The sequence below is a fragment of the Acidobacteriota bacterium genome (genome assembly GCA_016716905.1).
Lineage (GTDB): Bacteria > Acidobacteriota > Vicinamibacteria > Vicinamibacterales > SCN-69-37 > SYFT01.
On record JADJUS010000003.1, the window covers coordinates 697,847 to 713,849 of the forward strand.

16 protein-coding genes and 1 pseudogene are annotated in these 16,003 nt (G+C 64.8%); 13 read left to right on the forward strand and 4 right to left on the reverse strand.

The window, feature by feature from the left end; translation table 11 throughout:
* The first annotated feature begins 5 nt into the window (after window positions 1–5).
* Window positions 6–767, forward strand: coding sequence for a hypothetical protein (locus tag IPL75_03395; GenBank protein MBK9239308.1), 762 nt, complete (start codon window positions 6–8; stop codon window positions 765–767).
* Window positions 768–908: 141 nt separating this feature from the next.
* Window positions 909–2,126: a serine hydrolase gene (locus tag IPL75_03400; GenBank protein MBK9239309.1), complete on the forward strand. Its 1,218-nt coding sequence runs from the start codon at window positions 909–911 to the stop codon at window positions 2,124–2,126.
* A gap of 115 nt (window positions 2,127–2,241) precedes the next feature.
* Here the strand turns inward: IPL75_03400 and moaA are convergent, their stop codons facing one another.
* The 3 genes from moaA to IPL75_03415 all read right to left on the reverse strand — a co-directional run bounded on the left by moaA (window position 2,242) and on the right by IPL75_03415 (window position 5,133).
* Window positions 2,242–3,264 carry a GTP 3',8-cyclase MoaA gene (gene moaA / locus IPL75_03405; GenBank protein MBK9239310.1) on the reverse strand — a complete coding sequence of 341 codons (1,023 nt, stop codon included), beginning with the start codon at window positions 3,262–3,264 and terminating at the stop codon, window positions 2,242–2,244.
* A gap of 148 nt (window positions 3,265–3,412) precedes the next feature.
* A complete protein-coding gene (locus IPL75_03410; protein ID MBK9239311.1) occupies window positions 3,413–4,342 on the reverse strand; it encodes a hypothetical protein in 930 nt (309 codons plus the stop codon).
* Window positions 4,339–5,133: a hypothetical protein gene (locus IPL75_03415; protein ID MBK9239312.1), complete on the reverse strand. Its 795-nt coding sequence runs from the start codon at window positions 5,131–5,133 to the stop codon at window positions 4,339–4,341. Before IPL75_03415 ends, IPL75_03410 begins: the two co-directional genes overlap by 4 nt.
* Before the next feature lie 83 nt (window positions 5,134–5,216).
* Between IPL75_03415 and IPL75_03420 the strand changes: the two genes are divergently transcribed.
* The 11 genes and pseudogenes from IPL75_03420 (at window position 5,217) to IPL75_03470 (ending at window position 15,255) form a co-directional block, all read left to right on the forward strand.
* Window positions 5,217–5,726: a gamma carbonic anhydrase family protein gene (locus tag IPL75_03420; protein MBK9239313.1), complete on the forward strand. Its 510-nt coding sequence runs from the start codon at window positions 5,217–5,219 to the stop codon at window positions 5,724–5,726.
* A gap of 15 nt (window positions 5,727–5,741) precedes the next feature.
* Window positions 5,742–6,989, forward strand: a complete 1,248-nt coding sequence (locus IPL75_03425; protein MBK9239314.1) for a histidine--tRNA ligase — start codon at window positions 5,742–5,744, stop codon at window positions 6,987–6,989.
* A gap of 8 nt (window positions 6,990–6,997) precedes the next feature.
* Window positions 6,998–8,767, forward strand: coding sequence for an aspartate--tRNA ligase (gene aspS / locus IPL75_03430; protein MBK9239315.1), 1,770 nt, complete (start codon window positions 6,998–7,000; stop codon window positions 8,765–8,767).
* 7 nt (window positions 8,768–8,774) lie between these two features.
* Window positions 8,775–9,665 carry an ROK family protein gene (locus tag IPL75_03435; GenBank protein MBK9239316.1) on the forward strand — a complete coding sequence of 297 codons (891 nt, stop codon included), beginning with the start codon at window positions 8,775–8,777 and terminating at the stop codon, window positions 9,663–9,665.
* Between the two features lie 12 nt (window positions 9,666–9,677).
* Window positions 9,678–10,645 (forward strand): annotated as a pseudogene (locus tag IPL75_03440) (PhoH family protein).
* A 3-nt stretch (window positions 10,646–10,648) separates the two neighbouring features.
* Window positions 10,649–10,954 (forward strand): rRNA maturation RNAse YbeY, encoded by a 306-nt coding sequence (locus IPL75_03445; GenBank protein ID MBK9239317.1) that lies wholly within the window; start codon window positions 10,649–10,651, stop codon window positions 10,952–10,954.
* Window positions 10,912–11,115, forward strand: coding sequence for an rRNA maturation RNAse YbeY (locus IPL75_03450; protein ID MBK9239318.1), 204 nt, complete (start codon window positions 10,912–10,914; stop codon window positions 11,113–11,115). The genes IPL75_03445 and IPL75_03450 overlap by 43 nt, the downstream gene beginning before the upstream one ends.
* A complete protein-coding gene (locus tag IPL75_03455; protein MBK9239319.1) occupies window positions 11,112–11,816 on the forward strand; it encodes a DUF21 domain-containing protein in 705 nt (234 codons plus the stop codon). Before IPL75_03450 ends, IPL75_03455 begins: the two co-directional genes overlap by 4 nt.
* Entirely contained in the window at window positions 11,810–12,328 is a 519-nt protein-coding gene (locus IPL75_03460; protein MBK9239320.1) for a CBS domain-containing protein, read from the forward strand. Before IPL75_03455 ends, IPL75_03460 begins: the two co-directional genes overlap by 7 nt.
* Window positions 12,325–13,221 carry a GTPase Era gene (gene era, locus IPL75_03465; GenBank protein MBK9239321.1) on the forward strand — a complete coding sequence of 299 codons (897 nt, stop codon included), beginning with the start codon at window positions 12,325–12,327 and terminating at the stop codon, window positions 13,219–13,221. The genes IPL75_03460 and era overlap by 4 nt, the downstream gene beginning before the upstream one ends.
* Window positions 13,222–13,392: 171 nt before the next feature.
* Window positions 13,393–15,255 (forward strand): pyruvate kinase, encoded by a 1,863-nt coding sequence (locus IPL75_03470; GenBank protein MBK9239322.1) that lies wholly within the window; start codon window positions 13,393–13,395, stop codon window positions 15,253–15,255.
* A 62-nt stretch (window positions 15,256–15,317) separates the two neighbouring features.
* Here the strand turns inward: IPL75_03470 and IPL75_03475 are convergent, their stop codons facing one another.
* Complete coding sequence (locus tag IPL75_03475; GenBank protein ID MBK9239323.1) at window positions 15,318–15,968, reverse strand: DinB family protein; 651 nt, start codon at window positions 15,966–15,968, stop codon at window positions 15,318–15,320.
* Window positions 15,969–16,003 lie beyond the last annotated feature (35 nt).

Consider the following 16,003-nt stretch of genomic DNA (forward strand, 5'->3'; position numbering starts at 1 on the left):
CAGATATGCGAATCACACGTCTCGCCAACATCGTCATTCTGATCGTCGCGACCACCGCGTGTGGCGCGGATCCTCAGGAGCCTGCGCTTCCGCTGCCGCAGCCCGTGGTCGCTGAGGCGACGCCCGCCATATTGGGCGACGCGTGGCTCAAGGGCGAGGCTGTTGGCGCGGAACCCGTGATGTTCGCGGTGCTGGCCGGGGACTGGACAGTTCGAGAAGAGTCCGGCGAACGATTCCTGCGCGTGGACGGGACGAACTGGAAGGTTGGGACGCCGCCGCGGATGTTGCCCGAGAAAGCGGCCGCGTTGTTTCCTGCGTCCGCAGCGGCGTTCGAGAAACGTGTGCTCGCCGGCCTCCAGTTCCCATACGGCGTAGTCCGTCAGGCGGGGACGTTCGGTGACGGGGAACTGCAGGTGGACTTCAGGCTCATTGGCGGCGCATCGGACCAGTTCGCGTCGCTCCTCTTTGGCCTCACCGAGGACGGCAATCACTACGCGTTCCGCTACAACACGAAGGACGGTGACACCGCGTTGTGGAAGGTCGTCAACGGCCAGCGCGAGCGCCTGCACCACGGCGGCGTGCCTGTCGCCGTCAAACTCGGCGAGTGGCGCACGTTGCGGCTCAATGTCGAAGGCAGCCAGGTCTCCGGGTGGGTCAACGACGTGCAGGCCCTCACGTTTGACCTGCCCGCCTCGGTCTCCGGCCGCGTCGGCCTCTGGTCCAAGGCGGACTCGGTGACGGACTATCGAAGATTCACCGTGAAGTAACTGGCGGAACTGACTGGACTGGCGGAACTGGCGGAACTGGGAAGCTCCCTCGTAGGGCGGCCTGAACCTCAAGGCCGCCAAAGTGCCGCGGCGTTGAAGTGCACGCCGCGCTACGAGATGCATAGCCGTATACTGCGGCGCATGTTGCTCCGACGATCTTCCCGCCTCGTCCTGGTCGTTGTCGGCCTCGCGCTTGTGTCCTCGGGCCTACTGGCCCAGCGGGCGGCGTCGACACCCACCACCTACTATCCGCCGCGCTTCGACTGGGCGCGGGTGTCGCCGGCCGATGCGGGATTTGATCCCGTCAAACTGAAGGCCGCCGTGGATTTCGCGATCGAGAATGAAAATCCGGCCACGAAGGATCTGGCGCTCGACATTCCAAACACGTTCCGCCGCGAAGCGCCCTACAACGCACTGATCGGTCCTACGTCACCGCGCGCCGCCGCCAATGGCCTCGTCATCCACCGCGGCCGCATTGTGGCCGAGTGGGGCGATACCGCTCGGCCCGACATGACCTTCAGCGTCACCAAGACCTTTCTTTCGACGGTGGTTGGTCTCGCGTACGACCGCGGCCTGATCAAAGACCTCAACGATCGCGTGGGGCCGTACATGCCCGCGAACGTGGACCTGTTCGCGTCAGAGAAGAATGCGCCGATCACCTGGGACCACCTCCTGCGGCAGACGAGTGACTGGTCCGGGACGTTGTGGGGCAAACCCGACTGGGCCGATCGGCCAGTGGGCGCGACCGAGGCCGAGTGGGAGAAGCGACCGGTCTACGCCGCTGGGACCCACTTCAAGTACAACGACACGCGCGTGAACGTGATGGCGCTGGCCGCCCTGCACGTGTGGCGCGATCCGCTGCCCGAGGTGCTGCGCCGCGAAGTGATGACACCGATCGGCGCGTCCAGCACGTGGCGCTGGGAGGGGTACGACAACTCATGGGTCGATCTGGACGGCCGCAAGGTGCAGGCGTCCACCGGCGGCGGCCACTTCGGTGGCGGCATGTTCATCAGCGCCTTCGACCTCGCGCGCTTCGGTTACCTGTTCCTCCGGAACGGCAAGTGGGAAGACCGCCAACTCGTCTCCACGAAGTGGATCGGCCTCGCGCGCACACCGGGCGTGAACCCTGAGTACGGGTTCATGAACTGGTATCTGAACCCTGGCCGCAAGGCCACGCCGTCAGTGCCCGAGAACACCGTCCGCTTCGTCGGCAACGGCAACAACATTGTCTACCTGGACTGGGAGAACGACCTGGTCGTTGTCGTCCGCTGGATCAAAGGAGGGCGCGCGAACGGCGCCACCACGGGTAGCGCTATCGACGACTTCCTGGGCAAGGTTGTGACGGCGATCAAGAAATAGAGACGTGGAGACGACGGATCACAAGAGGGCACGGAGATAGGGAGCTTCTTCTTTCTTCTCTCTTCGCCCAAAGACTCTGCGTCTCGGCGCCTCCTGTGATCCTTCGTGGCTGCGACTATCCCCCGCGCGTATGCATCTCCAGGTGCGCGTCTTTCTTCAGTACGCTCAGCGGGATGTAGGTGCCGCGGCCCCGCACTGAGCGGCGTTCTTCAGCGCCGCGATCGGCGCGGCCCTTCCAGACCGCCTTCAACATGTTGAGCAGCGTCTCGGGCGATGCGCCGGCGCGAAGAGGGCGGCGCAAGTCCGTGCCGTGTTGCGCGTACAAGCACAGCAGCAACACGCCGTCGGCGGTGAGGCGCGCGCGGTCGCACGTCCGGCAAAACGGCTGCGTGGTGGACGCGATGATGCCGAACGCCAGGCCGTCGGGCAGCTGGAAGCGATCCGCAGGCGCTGACGCCGGGCTGGGCAGTGGCTCGATCGGTCCGTAGATCGACGCGAGCCGTTCCAGCAGTTGAGCGCGCGAGAACACCGCGTCGGGACGCCAGTGTGTGGCACCGCCCACATCCATGTATTCGATGAACCGGACTTCGGCGCCGACCGATCGCCCGTACTCCAGCAGGTCTCCGACCTCGTCGTCGTTATCGCCCTGGGTGATGACCGAGTCGATCTTCAGATCCGAGAATCCCACCCGCCGCGCGGCGTCGATGCCGGCGAGCACCTGTGGCAGCGCGTCCCTTCGCGTCAGTGCGTTGAAGCGTTCAGGCCGCATCGTGTCCAGGCTCACGGTGACGCGATGGAGCCCCGCCGCCTTCAGGTCGGCCGCCGCATCGGCCAGCAGCACGCCGTTGGTGGTCAGCGCCAGGTCCACGAGCCACGGCTTCGCCGCCAGTTGCGCAACAAGCGACGGCAGGTCGCGACGGAGAAGCGGCTCGCCACCAGTCAGCCGCACCCGGTCCACACCCATCTGTCCGAAGAGGTCGGTGAGCTGGACGGTTTCCTCGAACGACAGCACATCCTCGCGCGGCAGCCAGACGTACTCATCCTCGGGCATGCAGTAGTGGCACCGCAGGTTGCACCGGTCGGTCACCGACAGGCGCAAGCTGCGAAGCGGCCGGCCGAGTGTGTCGAGCGTGGACATGTGTGTTGATTATCGCCCGGAAACTGCGCTTCGGGTGCTGATACCCCTATTGAGGATCGAGGATTGAGGATTGAGGATCGGGATGGAGAGGATTGCTGATTGAGGAGTGCGGATCGCGTGCACGATGCCGCGCGTGAACCGTCAGGCCTCAGTCGACGAAGTAGCCCTCCCGGACGGTGACCTTCGCGCCACGGCGGTTCACCTTGACGCTGATCGGGTGCCAGCCTTTGGTCGTCGGCGGCGAATACGAGATGAGGTACGTCGTGCGCAGCCAGGTAAACATCTCCGCAATGATCTTTGCCGGGTCGCCCGCACCGAGGTTGACCGTGATCCCGCCGGTTCGTTTCGCCAACGACTGCAGTGACGAGGGGAACACGAAGCCGGAAACCCGGCCAATGGCGATGTCGCCGATCTGGCGGCCGCGGAAACTGTCGGATGCGCCGGCTCGAACCTCGTCCTTGATCATGATCGGGCTGCCGACGAGCACAAAGGCCGGGCCCAGCCGGCGAGTCATTTCGCTCAACGCCTCAAAGCTAGTGGTACTCCGAGCGTCGATGGCGTTGGTGAAGGCGACCAGCGCCCGTCGGCGATTCGTCTCTACAAATTCACGTAAGCCCGCCGAAATGGCATCGTAGGGGGCGGCATATCTTCCTTGACCGAATGCATCAACACTGAAACGAGGCCGCCCTGATTCCAACACGCGGATGCGGGATGGAGGAGTTCCGGCAGCGAGTGCGCCCAGTCGATCGCGATCCTGAACTTGATCAAGAAACGCCGAGATACCGGCGGTGAGCCGCGACGCTTGTTCGGCAGACGTGTAGGCCACCGAAGGGATGGGCTGAGCCACCACAACAAGATCAAGTGGCGCGTCCGCAGATTCTTCCACCCGAACGATTTGCCGCGCACCGCCGTCGGACACGGCGAAGTCATCGCTTGTGAGGCCTTGCACGGCCCCTCCGTTATCAATAACGCTGACCTCAAGACGCACCAGCGCCGTTGCTGATCTGAATTGCGGCGCCTGTCCACTGTAAACAATGCCAGTGGACGCCAGGAGCGCGACGATGGCTGCGGCCTTCACTGAAGTGCCACGCCTTTTACGCGAGCCATGAGGTCCGCAGCGACCGCCGGGGTCAAAACGGTGCAGGGGTAGGAGTAGTAGAGATCATCCCCGCTGACCTCAGCGAATGCGACTGCGGCTCCTGGCCTCAAGGAGCCGAGAGCGATTGCCGCTGCGGTTGACCGCGGCTCGAGCAAGACAGAGTGGTCGTACCAGCGGAGTGCGCCCAGCGTGTCGTGCTGCGCTCGAGCCGCTTCCGCGCGGCTGATCGCGGCCAGATACGCGAATGGCGCCGCAGCAGGATCCACCGCGAGGCGCTCCAACTCCTGCGCCGCCTTCGCGTCCTTAGGCGCGCGAATTCTGGCCGCACGCATCTTTGCTTCGGTCAGGGTGGGGTCGATCTTCAGCGCGGCCTCAAAGGCCTTCGCTGCTCTGGCCGGACGCTTTGTCGCAAGGTCCGCAAAATATGGAACATTGACCTCACTGCTCAGGACACGAGTGATCACGCCCTGCAACCTGCCGAGGCAATCAAACAGAACACCTTCCACCAACAGTGGTGCGGCGCCCGCGCCCTTCTCCTGCTTCCAGAGCCGAACCGCCTGATCCCACCGGGAGATTTCGCTATTCGACCTGGGATTCAACGCACCCAGTGTCGAGGCGCGCACGCGATCGCTGAGCTTTTCGGCCTGACTCTGGGCAGTCCTGTTGACGCGCTCCTGGATCTCCTGCATCTGTGTTGCAGGCGGCAGCTGTAGGCCGGCAGTCGCGCCAAGCGACAAAACGCAAGCCGCGACACACAGCAGGCCCCTCATGATCCGGAGCATATAGCGGTTCCTTCAGCCCTTCATGCCTCGTGTGAAGAGGCTTTTGGAGTGTTCGCTTCTATAATCTCTGGATGGCTTTGCGTAAGTATCTCGGCACGTTCCCGGTGGTCGCGCCCGGCGCGTTTGTTGACGAAACGGCCCAGGTGATCGGCGACGTGGTGATCGGTGCCGAAAGTAGCGTGTGGATGCAGGTGGTGATTCGCGGGGACGTGAACTACATCCGCATCGGCGACCGCACGAATGTGCAAGACGGCAGCGTCGTCCATGTCCAGAACGAGACGCACCCCACCGTAATCGGAAACGACGTGACGATCGGGCACGGGGCCGTGGTGCATGGGTGCACGATTCACGACCGCGTGTTGATCGGGATGGGCGCCATCATCCTCAACGGCGCGATTATTGGCGAAGACTCGATCGTGGCGGCCGGCACCCTGGTGACCGAGCGCACCGTCATCCCGCCCCGTTCGATGGTCATGGGCAGCCCCGGCAAGGTCCGGCGGCCGCTGACCGATGCCGAAGTGGCCACGATCCTGGAGTTCTCGGGCAACTACGTCCGGTATCGCCTTGACTACATGGGATAATGCCTGACGATACCGATGATTCCAGCAATACGTGGGACACACGACATCCTTCCAGGTGACGTCGAAAAATGGCAGTACGTCGAACGCATCGCGCGTGAGTTGTGCGAGCGCTACGGCTACGTCGAGATCCGTACACCGATCATTGAACGCGAAGAACTCTTCGCCAAAGGCACCGGCGAATCCACCGACATCGTCCAGAAAGAGATGTACACGTTCACCGACAAGGGTGGGGAACGCGTCACGCTGAGGCCTGAGGCCACGCCGAGCATGGTGCGGTCCTACATCGAGCACAACCTCGAGCACACGATGCCCGCCGCGAAGCTCTACGCGATGGGGCCGATGTTTCGCTACGAACGGCCGCAGAAGGGCCGGTATCGGCAGTTTCACCAGCTTGACGTCGAAGCCTTCGGCATGCAGGACCCGGCGGTGGACGCCGAGGTGATCGACCTCGCATGGTCGCTGATCACCGGGCTCGGCATCCCGCAGGCAGAACTCGTCATCAACTCCGTGGGCTGCGCCACGTGCCGGCCTGTGTTCCAAAAAGCCCTGCTCGAGGCGCTCGGCGACAACCTCGGGAAGTTGTGTGGCGACTGCCAGCGGCGCTCGGTCACCAATCCCTTGCGGATCTACGACTGCAAGGTTCCCGCCGACCAGCCGATCATCGACGCGCTCCCGCACTCTGTGGACTACCTCTGCGAGTCGTGCGCCACGCACTTCACCGGCGTGAAGTCGCACCTCGACGCGATCGGCATCGTCTGGCGCCAATCCCATCGCCTTGTCCGCGGCCTTGATTACTACACGAGGACGACGTTTGAGGTGTTGGGGCAGACGTTGGGCGCGCAGAACGCGTTGCTGGGCGGCGGGAGGTACGACGGCCTGGTGAAACAGCTAGGCGGTGCAGACAAGACGGGCATCGGCTTTGCCGCGGGTATGGAGCGCCTGGTGCTGGCCCTGCCGGAGTCGGCGCCCATTGCGGCACCCGGGCGCGCGTTTGTCGTGGCGATTGGTGAAGATGGCCGGGCCGCCGCCTGGCAGTTGATTCGCGAGTTGCGGCAGGCGGGCCTGCCGGCCCAGATGGAACTTGAAGCCAGAGGCGTGCGCGCGCAGATGAAACGCGCCGACCGCCTGGCGACCCGTGTCACGCTGATTGTCGGCGGTGATGAACTGGCGCGTGGGGAAGTCACCCTGCGCGACATGGCGACGGGGGAACAACGCGCGGTGGCGCGGGACGCGGTCGTGACGGCCGTTCGGGAATTGTTGTGAGCACCGTGGTGAACTATCGAACGCATACCTGCGGCCAGTTGCGCCGTGAACACGTGGGGCAGACGGTCTTCCTGCAGGGCTGGGTGCATCGGGTCCGCGATCTTGGCGGCGTGACGTTTTTTGACGTACGCGACCGACACGGTCTGACGCAAGTGGTTGTGCGCGCTGGCGCCGACGGCGCGTCGGCTGCGAAGCTGCGGCCCGAGGTGGTCGTGGCGGTGCACGGCCACGTGGAGGCGCGTGACGCCGCGGCGGTCAACAGCAAGATCTCCACCGGGGATATCGAAGTCGTCGCGACGGGCGTGGAAGTGCTCAACGAGGCGAAGACGCCGCCGTTTCCGATCAACGAAGACGTGGCGGTGCTCGAAGAAACGCGCCTGCGGTACCGGTATCTGGACCTGCGGCGTCCGGCGCTTCAGCACAACCTCATCCTGCGTCACAAGGTGGCCATCGCGGCGCGCCGCTACTTCGACGACGAGGGTTTCCTCGAGATTGAAACGCCGATTCTTACGCGATCCACTCCCGAAGGTGCGCGCGACTATCTGGTGCCCAGCCGCGTGCATCGTGGTGAGTTCTTCGCGCTGCCGCAATCGCCGCAGATCTTCAAACAAATTCTGATGATTGCCGGCCTCGACCGGTACTTCCAGATTTGCCGCTGTTTCCGTGACGAGGACTTGCGCGCCGATCGACAGCCCGAGTTCACGCAGATCGACGTGGAAGTCTCGTTTGCCACTGAGGAACTGATTTACGAGATCGTCGAAGGCGCGATTGTTTCGATGTGGACGGCGGCCGGCTTCGCGGTCTCTCGCCCCTTCGAGCGCATGACGTATGCCGACTCGATGCGCCTGTATGGATCGGACAAACCGGACCTGCGGCCTGGCATGCCGATCGCCGATGTCAGTGGCCTGTTCGCCGAGTCACCGTTCACCGTGTTTCGCGATGCGGTCACCGCTGGTGGCGTGGTGCGCGGCTTTGTTGTGGCCGGCGGTGGCAAGTACTCGCGCAAGGAACTGGACGAACTCACCGAGCAGGTCAGGCAGATGGGCGGCTCGGGGCTTATCTGGACGCGAGTGGTCCAGGGCGCGCTCCAGAGCTCCGCACTCAAGGCCGCAGGCGAGGCGCCATTGCGCCAGGCCTTTGACGCGGCTGGTGGGCAGGAAGGCGACCTGCTCCTGATGGCTGCCGGCCCGACCGACAAGACCGCGACGCTGCTCGGAAATCTGCGTCTTGTCGTGGCCCGCAAGGCGGGGCTCCTCAAGCCGGACGAATTCCGCTTCGTGTGGGTGACGAACTTCCCGTTGTTCGAATGGAATCCCGATGATGCGCGGTGGGATTCCATGCACCATCCGTTCACGTCGCCGATGCCTGACGATGTGGAGTTTCTGGAGACGGAGCCGGGCCGGGTGCGCGCGCGTGCGTATGATTTGGCGGTGAACGGGTCGGAGATCGCAGGCGGCAGCATCCGAATTCATCGGCCTGACGTGCAACGCCATGTGTTCCGGCTGCTCGGTATTTCTGACGAACAGGCCAGCGCGCGTTTCGGGTTCTTCCTCGAGGCGCTGGAATACGGCACGCCACCCCATGGGGGCATCGCGTTTGGTCTGGACCGCATCATTGCCATCCTCTGCGGCGAGTCGTCCATTCGCGAGGTGATGGCGTTCCCGAAGACTGCGCAGGCGGTGGACCTCATGTCTGGCGCGCCATCCACTGTGGACGACCGACAGTTGCGCGACCTGCACATCCAGACCGTCGCATCGCCGGGCACCAAGGGCGACTGATCCGTCTATGCGTCTCGGCATCGATCTGGGCGGCACGAAGATCTCGGCCGTGGTGCTTGACGACGATGGGCGGGAGGTGTGGCGGACGCGCGTCGCCACGCCGCGCGGAGACTACGCCGGGACGATTGGGGCCATCGGCGGACTGGTAGAGCAGGCCGAGCAGGCTGTCGGTGCGAGATGCACTGTCGGCCTTGGTATTCCGGGCGCACCGTCCCGGGTCACCGGGCGGATCAAAAACGCCAATTCATCGTGGTTGAACGATCAGCCGCTGCACCAGGATTTGGAGCAGCGCCTGAACCGGCCTGTCCGCCTCGCCAACGACGCGAACTGCCTGGTGCTGTCGGAAGTAGCCGACGGAGCGGCGGCGGGCGCGCGCACGGTGTTCGGGGTGATTCTGGGCACCGGGGTCGGTGGCGGGCTCTTCGTGAATGGCGCGCTTGTGGAAGGCGTCAATGCGATTGGCGGCGAGTGGGGGCACAACCCGCTGCCGTGGCCTGACGCATCCGAGATGCACGGCGATGCGTGTTACTGCGGCCGGTCGGGCTGCATCGAGACGTGGCTGTCGGGGCCGGGCCTGGCGCGTGACTACTCGCGCGCCGGTGGAGAACTGGTCCCGGGCGAAGAGGTCGTGGCGCGCGCCGGCCTCGGCGAGGCGCGTGCCGGCGACACGCTGGCCCGGTGGGAAGCGCGCCTCGCGCGGGCCCTGGCCACGGTCATCAACCTTGTTGATCCGGATGTGATCGTCGTCGGCGGCGGACTCTCACGGATCGAGCGCCTCTACACCCGCGTGCCCGCGCTGTGGGCGGACTGGGTCTTTTCTGACGTGGTCGCCACGCGACTTGTCCCGGCGCTCCATGGCGATGACAGCGGCGTCCGCGGCGCGGCAAGGCTATACTGAGTCCGCTCCTTAATGCCTGCCCAAGCCGTCCGCCGTGTCGCGATGCCCGATGAGGGCCTTGAAACCCTGTACGGCCCGTTTGATGAACACCTGAAGACGCTCGGCACCGCGCTGTCGGTGCGGCTGAAGACACACGGGCGCGAGCTGATCATCGAAGGCGAAGCCGACGAGGTGGGCCGCGCCGAACACGTGATGGCGCAGCTCGGGAAATTGCTGGACTCCGGCTACCGCTTTGGCCGCGGTGATGTGAAGACGGCCGCGCAGCTCGTGCAGCAGAATCCGAACATCGAGTTGGGCGACTATTTCCTGCGCAACAGTGCGCGGTCGGCAGGACGCAAGCAGGTGGTGCCCAAGACGGTGGGGCAGCGCGCCTACCTCGACGCGATCGAAGCGCACGACATCGTCCTCGGCGTCGGCCCCGCGGGCACAGGCAAAACCTATCTCGCGATGGCGCAGGCGGTGGCGTACCTGCTGGCCAAACGCGTGAACCGGATCATCCTCGCGCGTCCGGCTGTTGAAGCGGGTGAGAAGCTGGGATTCCTGCCGGGCGATCTGCAGGAGAAGGTCAATCCTTATCTGCGTCCGCTCTATGACGCGTTAAACGACATGCTCGACGCGGATCGCGTGGAGCGGTTGCTGGAACGGGGCACGATTGAGGTGGCCCGATTGCGTTCATGCGCGGTCGTACGCTCAATGACGCGTTTATCATCCTCGACGAAGCGCAGAACACCACCTCCGAGCAGATGAAGATGTTCCTGACGCGAATGGGTTTTGGGTCGAAGGCCGTGATTACCGGCGACATCACGCAGATCGATCTGCCGGCCGGGAAAGGGTCCGGACTGGTCGAGGCATTGAGAATCGTCGCGGGCATCGAAGAAATCGCCGTCGTGCGGTTTGATGAACGCGACGTGGTGCGGCACCCCCTGATCCAGAAGATCGTCCGCGCGCATGAGGCCCACTCCACACAGGCGAAGGGTTAGGCCGTGGCGGCTGCTCGCACCCGTCGGGGCCTCACCGTGGCCGTGACCGATGGCCGCGGACGTCCGTGGCCCTCGCCGGCCCTCGGGCGCTGGCTGGCCGCGCACGCACCGGCGCGCGCGCGCGGGATGGTGACCATCGCGCTTGTCAGTGACCCGGCGATGCGCCGGCTCAACGCGACGTTTCGCGGCGCGGATTACTCCACAGACGTGCTGTCGTTTCCCAGCGATATGCCGGGCGTGCTGGGGATATCGCCATTGCCCGCGGTGTGGCCGCACGGCAGGCCCGCACGCTGGGACACGCCGAAATGACGGAGCTCCGGGTGCTGGCGCTCCACGGGTTGCTGCACCTTCTGGGATACGATCACGAGCACGATCGGGGCGAGATGCGCAGGGCGGAAGACCGGCTGCGCAGGCGGGCCGGACTTCCGGACGGCCTGATCGCGCGTGAGTCCCGGTTGCACGAACGATGATTCCCTTAGCGGTCTTCCTGGTAGTGTGCGCAATCGCCTATGTCGCGGTGGTCGAAACCGCGTTTGGCGTCCTGATGCGCCTGCCCGAACGCCTCGAGGCCGAACGCGAAAGCGAGGCCGACGGCCTGGCCGCGTATCTGGAAGATCCCCTGACGTTCTTTGTGCCCGCTCGCCTGGTCCGGGGCATGTTGCTGGTGCTGATGGTCGTCCTGATGGTCCAGCCGATCGGCACGGGCTGGTATAACGGCTTGATCCTGTTCTTCTCGTGCGCCGGACTGACGCTTGTGGCCGGGCACCTTGTGCCGACGCTTGTGGTCAGGCACGCGCCCGAGCGGCTGCTGGCGATGCTGCTGCCGCCATTCACCGCGATGGCGAACCTCGTGACGCCTCTGACTTCGCTCATCATCGGCTGGCTCGGTACGGTGGAGCGCCGCGCGCCGCGTGCCAATGGGAACGGCCACCCCTCCCAGGAGCCGCAGGCCGAAGGCGCCGCAACGGCCGAAGACGGCCGCCTGCTGCGGTCGGTGGTGGACTTCGGCGACACGCTGGTGCGCGAAGTGATGACGCCGCGGCCCGACGTGGTGGCGATTCGCGCCGAAGCGACGATCGATGAACTGCGCGCTGGTGCGCGAACAGGAGCATCTCGCGGCTGCCGGTCTTCCGCGAGAACCTCGACAACATCATCGGCCTCGTGGTGGTGAAGGACCTGATTCAGCTTGAAGAGCCCATGTCGGGCACGGCGTCTGTCACCGGACTCATGCGCCCCGCGGCGTTTGTGCCCGAGACCAAACGGGTGGCCGATCTCTTGCGCGAGTTCCAGCAGAAACGTTTCCAGCTCGCCATGGTGGTGGATGAATACGGCGGCATCGCCGGCCTGGTCACTGTTGAAGACCTCGTGGAAGAGCTCGTCGGCGAAATCCGCGACGAGTACGACCTCGAAGCCGACCCCATCGTGCAGGAGCCCGACGGCGCATTTGTCTTTAGCGCCAAGGTGGCGATCGGCGAAATGACCGAGCGGCTCGGCATCACGATCGACGAAGAGGGGTTCGAGACCGTGGGCGGATACGTGCTCACCCGCGCAGGACGAGTACCCGCAGAAGGGGAGTCCTTCACCGTTGATGGCGTCTCTGTGGAAGTGCTTGAGGCCGAGCGCCGCCGCATCCACAAGATCCGGGTGCGCCGCCTGCCGCCCGACGAAGGCGAGGAACAGTGAAGGCCGGTTACGTCGCACTCGTCGGACGGCCGAACGCGGGCAAATCCACACTGATGAATCGCCTCATCGGCCAGAAACTGTCGATCGTCTCAGACAAGCCGCAGACCACTCGCCATCGCATCACCGGCGTTCTGAACACGCCCGGCGGCCAGCTCGTGTTCATCGACACACCCGGCATCCACAAACCTGAGCACACGATGAATCGGCGCATGGTCAAGGCCGCGCTCGACACCCTTCGCGAAGCCGATCTGGTTGTGCTGGTGGTAGACGCGGCCGAGGAGCCCGGCTGGGGCGATCGATTTGTGATGGACCTCCTGGCCGACCTCCACAAACCCCTCATCATCGTCTTGAACAAAGTCGATCGGGTGAAAGACAAGACCAGCCTGCTGCCCAGAATCGAGAGCTACGCAAAGGGCATCACGAACCACGCGGTGATTCCCATTTCGGCGCTCAAAGGCAACCAGGTCGATGACCTCCTCAAGGAGATGTTGGCGGTGTTGCCGGAAGGCGAGCCGCTGTTTGATGAGGAGTACTTCACCGATCAGTCAGAGCGCACACTTGCGGCTGAGCTCATTCGCGAAAAAGTCCTCGCCCACACGCGTGATGAGTTGCCGTACTCCACGGCCGTGGTGATCGATCAATTCGCCGAAGCCGAGACACCGGGAGGCGTGACCAAGATCTATGCGTCCATCCTGGTGGACCACGACTCCCAGAAGCCGATTGTCATCGGCAAGGGTGGCGAGATGATCAAGCGCATCGGCACCGAGGCCCGCAAGGACCTGCAGGAAATGCTCGAAGGTCCCGTCTACCTCGACCTGCACGTGAAGGTGCGCAAGGACTGGCGCGAAGACGAACGCCTCCTCGACGAGCTCGGGCTGCCCAAGAGGAGCTGACGGGTCCAGGGTCCCGAGTCCACGGTCCAGGGTCCAGGGTTCGTGGTGCTGTTGGCGTTCCTCGTAGCGCGGCCTGGTTCTCAAGGCCGCGGCTTTTGGAGACTGCCGAAGCCGCACCGAGCGCTGCGGAGCACCTGTCGTGCGGCTGTCACACCGGTTCGTTACGGTGTGATGATGGATGACCCAGCACGACTGGACCGAGTACGCCAGTCACTCTCTGCTCTGCGCAGCGAACTACTCGCGGCAAGCTCTCCGGACGGTCGGTTGCGCACGGTGCACGAGGACTACCGTGATAGTGCGGTCAATCTGCTGCACTATCTCGCGCTGCGCCGCCGGGACCTCCGGCCGCTCCAGATGGAACTGGCCGCCCTTGGGTTGTCATCGCTGGGGCGGGCGGAGTCCCACGTGCTGGCGTCAGTGAACGCCGTCCTCGGCGTGCTCGGTCAGCTCACCGGGGACACCGAAGATCCTGAAATTCCGGCACCCCCCGCTGTCGTCAACTTCGCCCGAGGCGAGCAACTGCTGGCCGCGCACACTGATACCCTTCTCGGTCCACAGCCGCCGGATCGATCGGTGCGCATCATGGTGACGATGCCGGGCGCCGCAGCCGATGGTCCTGCGCTGGTCCATGAGCTGTTGCAGGCGGGCATGAACTGCATGCGGATCAACTGCGCGCATGACACGCCCGACATATGGTCCCGTCTTATCGACCACCTGCGTCGAGCCGAGGTCGCGCTGGGCCGCACGTGTCGGGTCGTCATGGACCTGGCGGGGCCGAAGCTCCGAACCGGGCCACTCTCGCCTGGGCCCCAGGTGCTGCGGTGCCGCCCCAGCCGCGATTCGCTTGGCCGCGCGGCCGCTCCGGCGCGGATCTGGCTGACTCCCATCGTCACTCCCGCAGCACCGCCCTCGGATGCCGACGGCTGCGTGGAGGTCGATGCTGTGTGGCTTGCGACGCTCGCAGAAGGGGACGAGATTCATCTGACTGACGCGCGAGGGGCCTTACGGCACTGGCAGGTCGTCGATGCCAGGCCGGAGGGGTGCTGGGTGGAGACGATGAAATCGGTCTTCCTTGTGCCCGGCACCGTGCTGCGCCGCGAGAGCGACCGGCCGTCAGACTTCGACACCGACACGACGGTCGGGCCGCTTCCGGCCCAGGAGGCCTCGCTGCACCTGTCCATCGGGGACACGTTGCTGCTCCGCCGGGATCAAACTCCTGGCCGGCCGGCCACGTACGATCACGGCGGACGTCTGCTGACCCCCGCCATGATCGGTTGCACCCTGCCGGAGGTGTTTGACGATGTGCTGGCGGGCGAGGCCATTTGGTTCGATGACGGCCATGTGGGCGGCGTCGTTGAACGTGTCGAGGCCTCAACAGTGACGGTGCGCATTACGCACGCGCGTGCCAAGGGACATCGGCTGCGGTCCGACAAAGGCATCAACCTGCCCGACAGCGCCCTTCGCCTCTCGGCGCTTACAGATAAAGACCGGGAGGATCTGCGATTCGTGGCCGCGCGCGCCGACGTGGTGGAGCTGTCGTTCGCCAATACGGCGGCTGATGTCGAGGTGCTGCAGGCGCTGCTGGCCGAGTCGGGGGCCGTGCGGCCCGCGATTGTGCTGAAGATCGAAACCCGGCGGGGGTTCGAGAACCTGCCATCCATGCTGCTCGCCGCCATGCGGTCACCGTGCTGCGGCGTCATGATCGCCCGGGGAGATCTTGCCGTGGAGTGTGGCTTCGAACGTCTGGCAGAAGTGCAGGAGGAGATTCTCTGGATCTGCGAGGCCGCTCATGTCCCCGTGATCTGGGCCACGCAGGTGCTGGAGACTCTGGCCAAGGAAGGCCTGCCGTCACGCGCGGAGATCACGGACGCCGCCATGGGGCATCGCGCGGAGTGCGTGATGCTCAACAAGGGCCCTCACATCACGACGGCCGTTCGCATGCTCGATGACATCCTCAAGCGCATGCAGGCTCACCAGTCCAAGAAGCGCGCGATGCTACGCGAGTTGCAGCTCGCGCACCACGGTCTCAATTGAGCGTGGGGCTTCTTTGGTTCGCCGCCCGGCAGGCGCGCCAGACCGCGCGGGACCCTTTCTATCTATCGTCTCGCCCGAGCCGTGGACGGGGGGACCAGGCCCTTCAGGCGCAGGTAGGTCACCATGTTGCCGTAGTGCTCGTTGTCGTGGGCGATGTTGAAGGTCAGCGCATACCCCTTGGTGATACTGGCCTGGCCGAATTTGGCGGGTGCTAATACCTGCGCGTCGGTCAGATCCGCGTATGCCGCGTCGCAAAACTCCACCGACGCTTTGAGCGCGGCCACGAGTTCCGCCTTGGTCTTGAGGCTCTCGTGGTTGACTCGTGCGGGTGATGCCACACCGCGTGCTGCGGCACAAAAGTTGTAGTGCGTATTGGTCACGTGGCCGACCAGTTCCCCGAATGACCGGACGTCTGACGCCGGATTGAAGGCATAGTGCTCCTCGGGCATCAGTTCGGCGGCCTCAACCACGTTGGCCTTGATCGATTGGTATAACTGCGCCAGGCCACCCGCCATCGTATCGAGCGCCGGCGGCGCCGGTGCCTGCGCGAATCCCACGGTGACCACGCCGAACAACATGACCAGTACAAGAACACACACCCGTCGTGACTGCTGCATAGGGACCGCCTTGGCGGAGATGGTGCGGCATCGGGGAGGCTGGGCCGCAGACTCAGTGATGAGTCGCTCTGCCGCAGGTACGAATCGCGCGTCCATTGGGACTCATGGTCCCGTTTATCAGTGGCACCCGC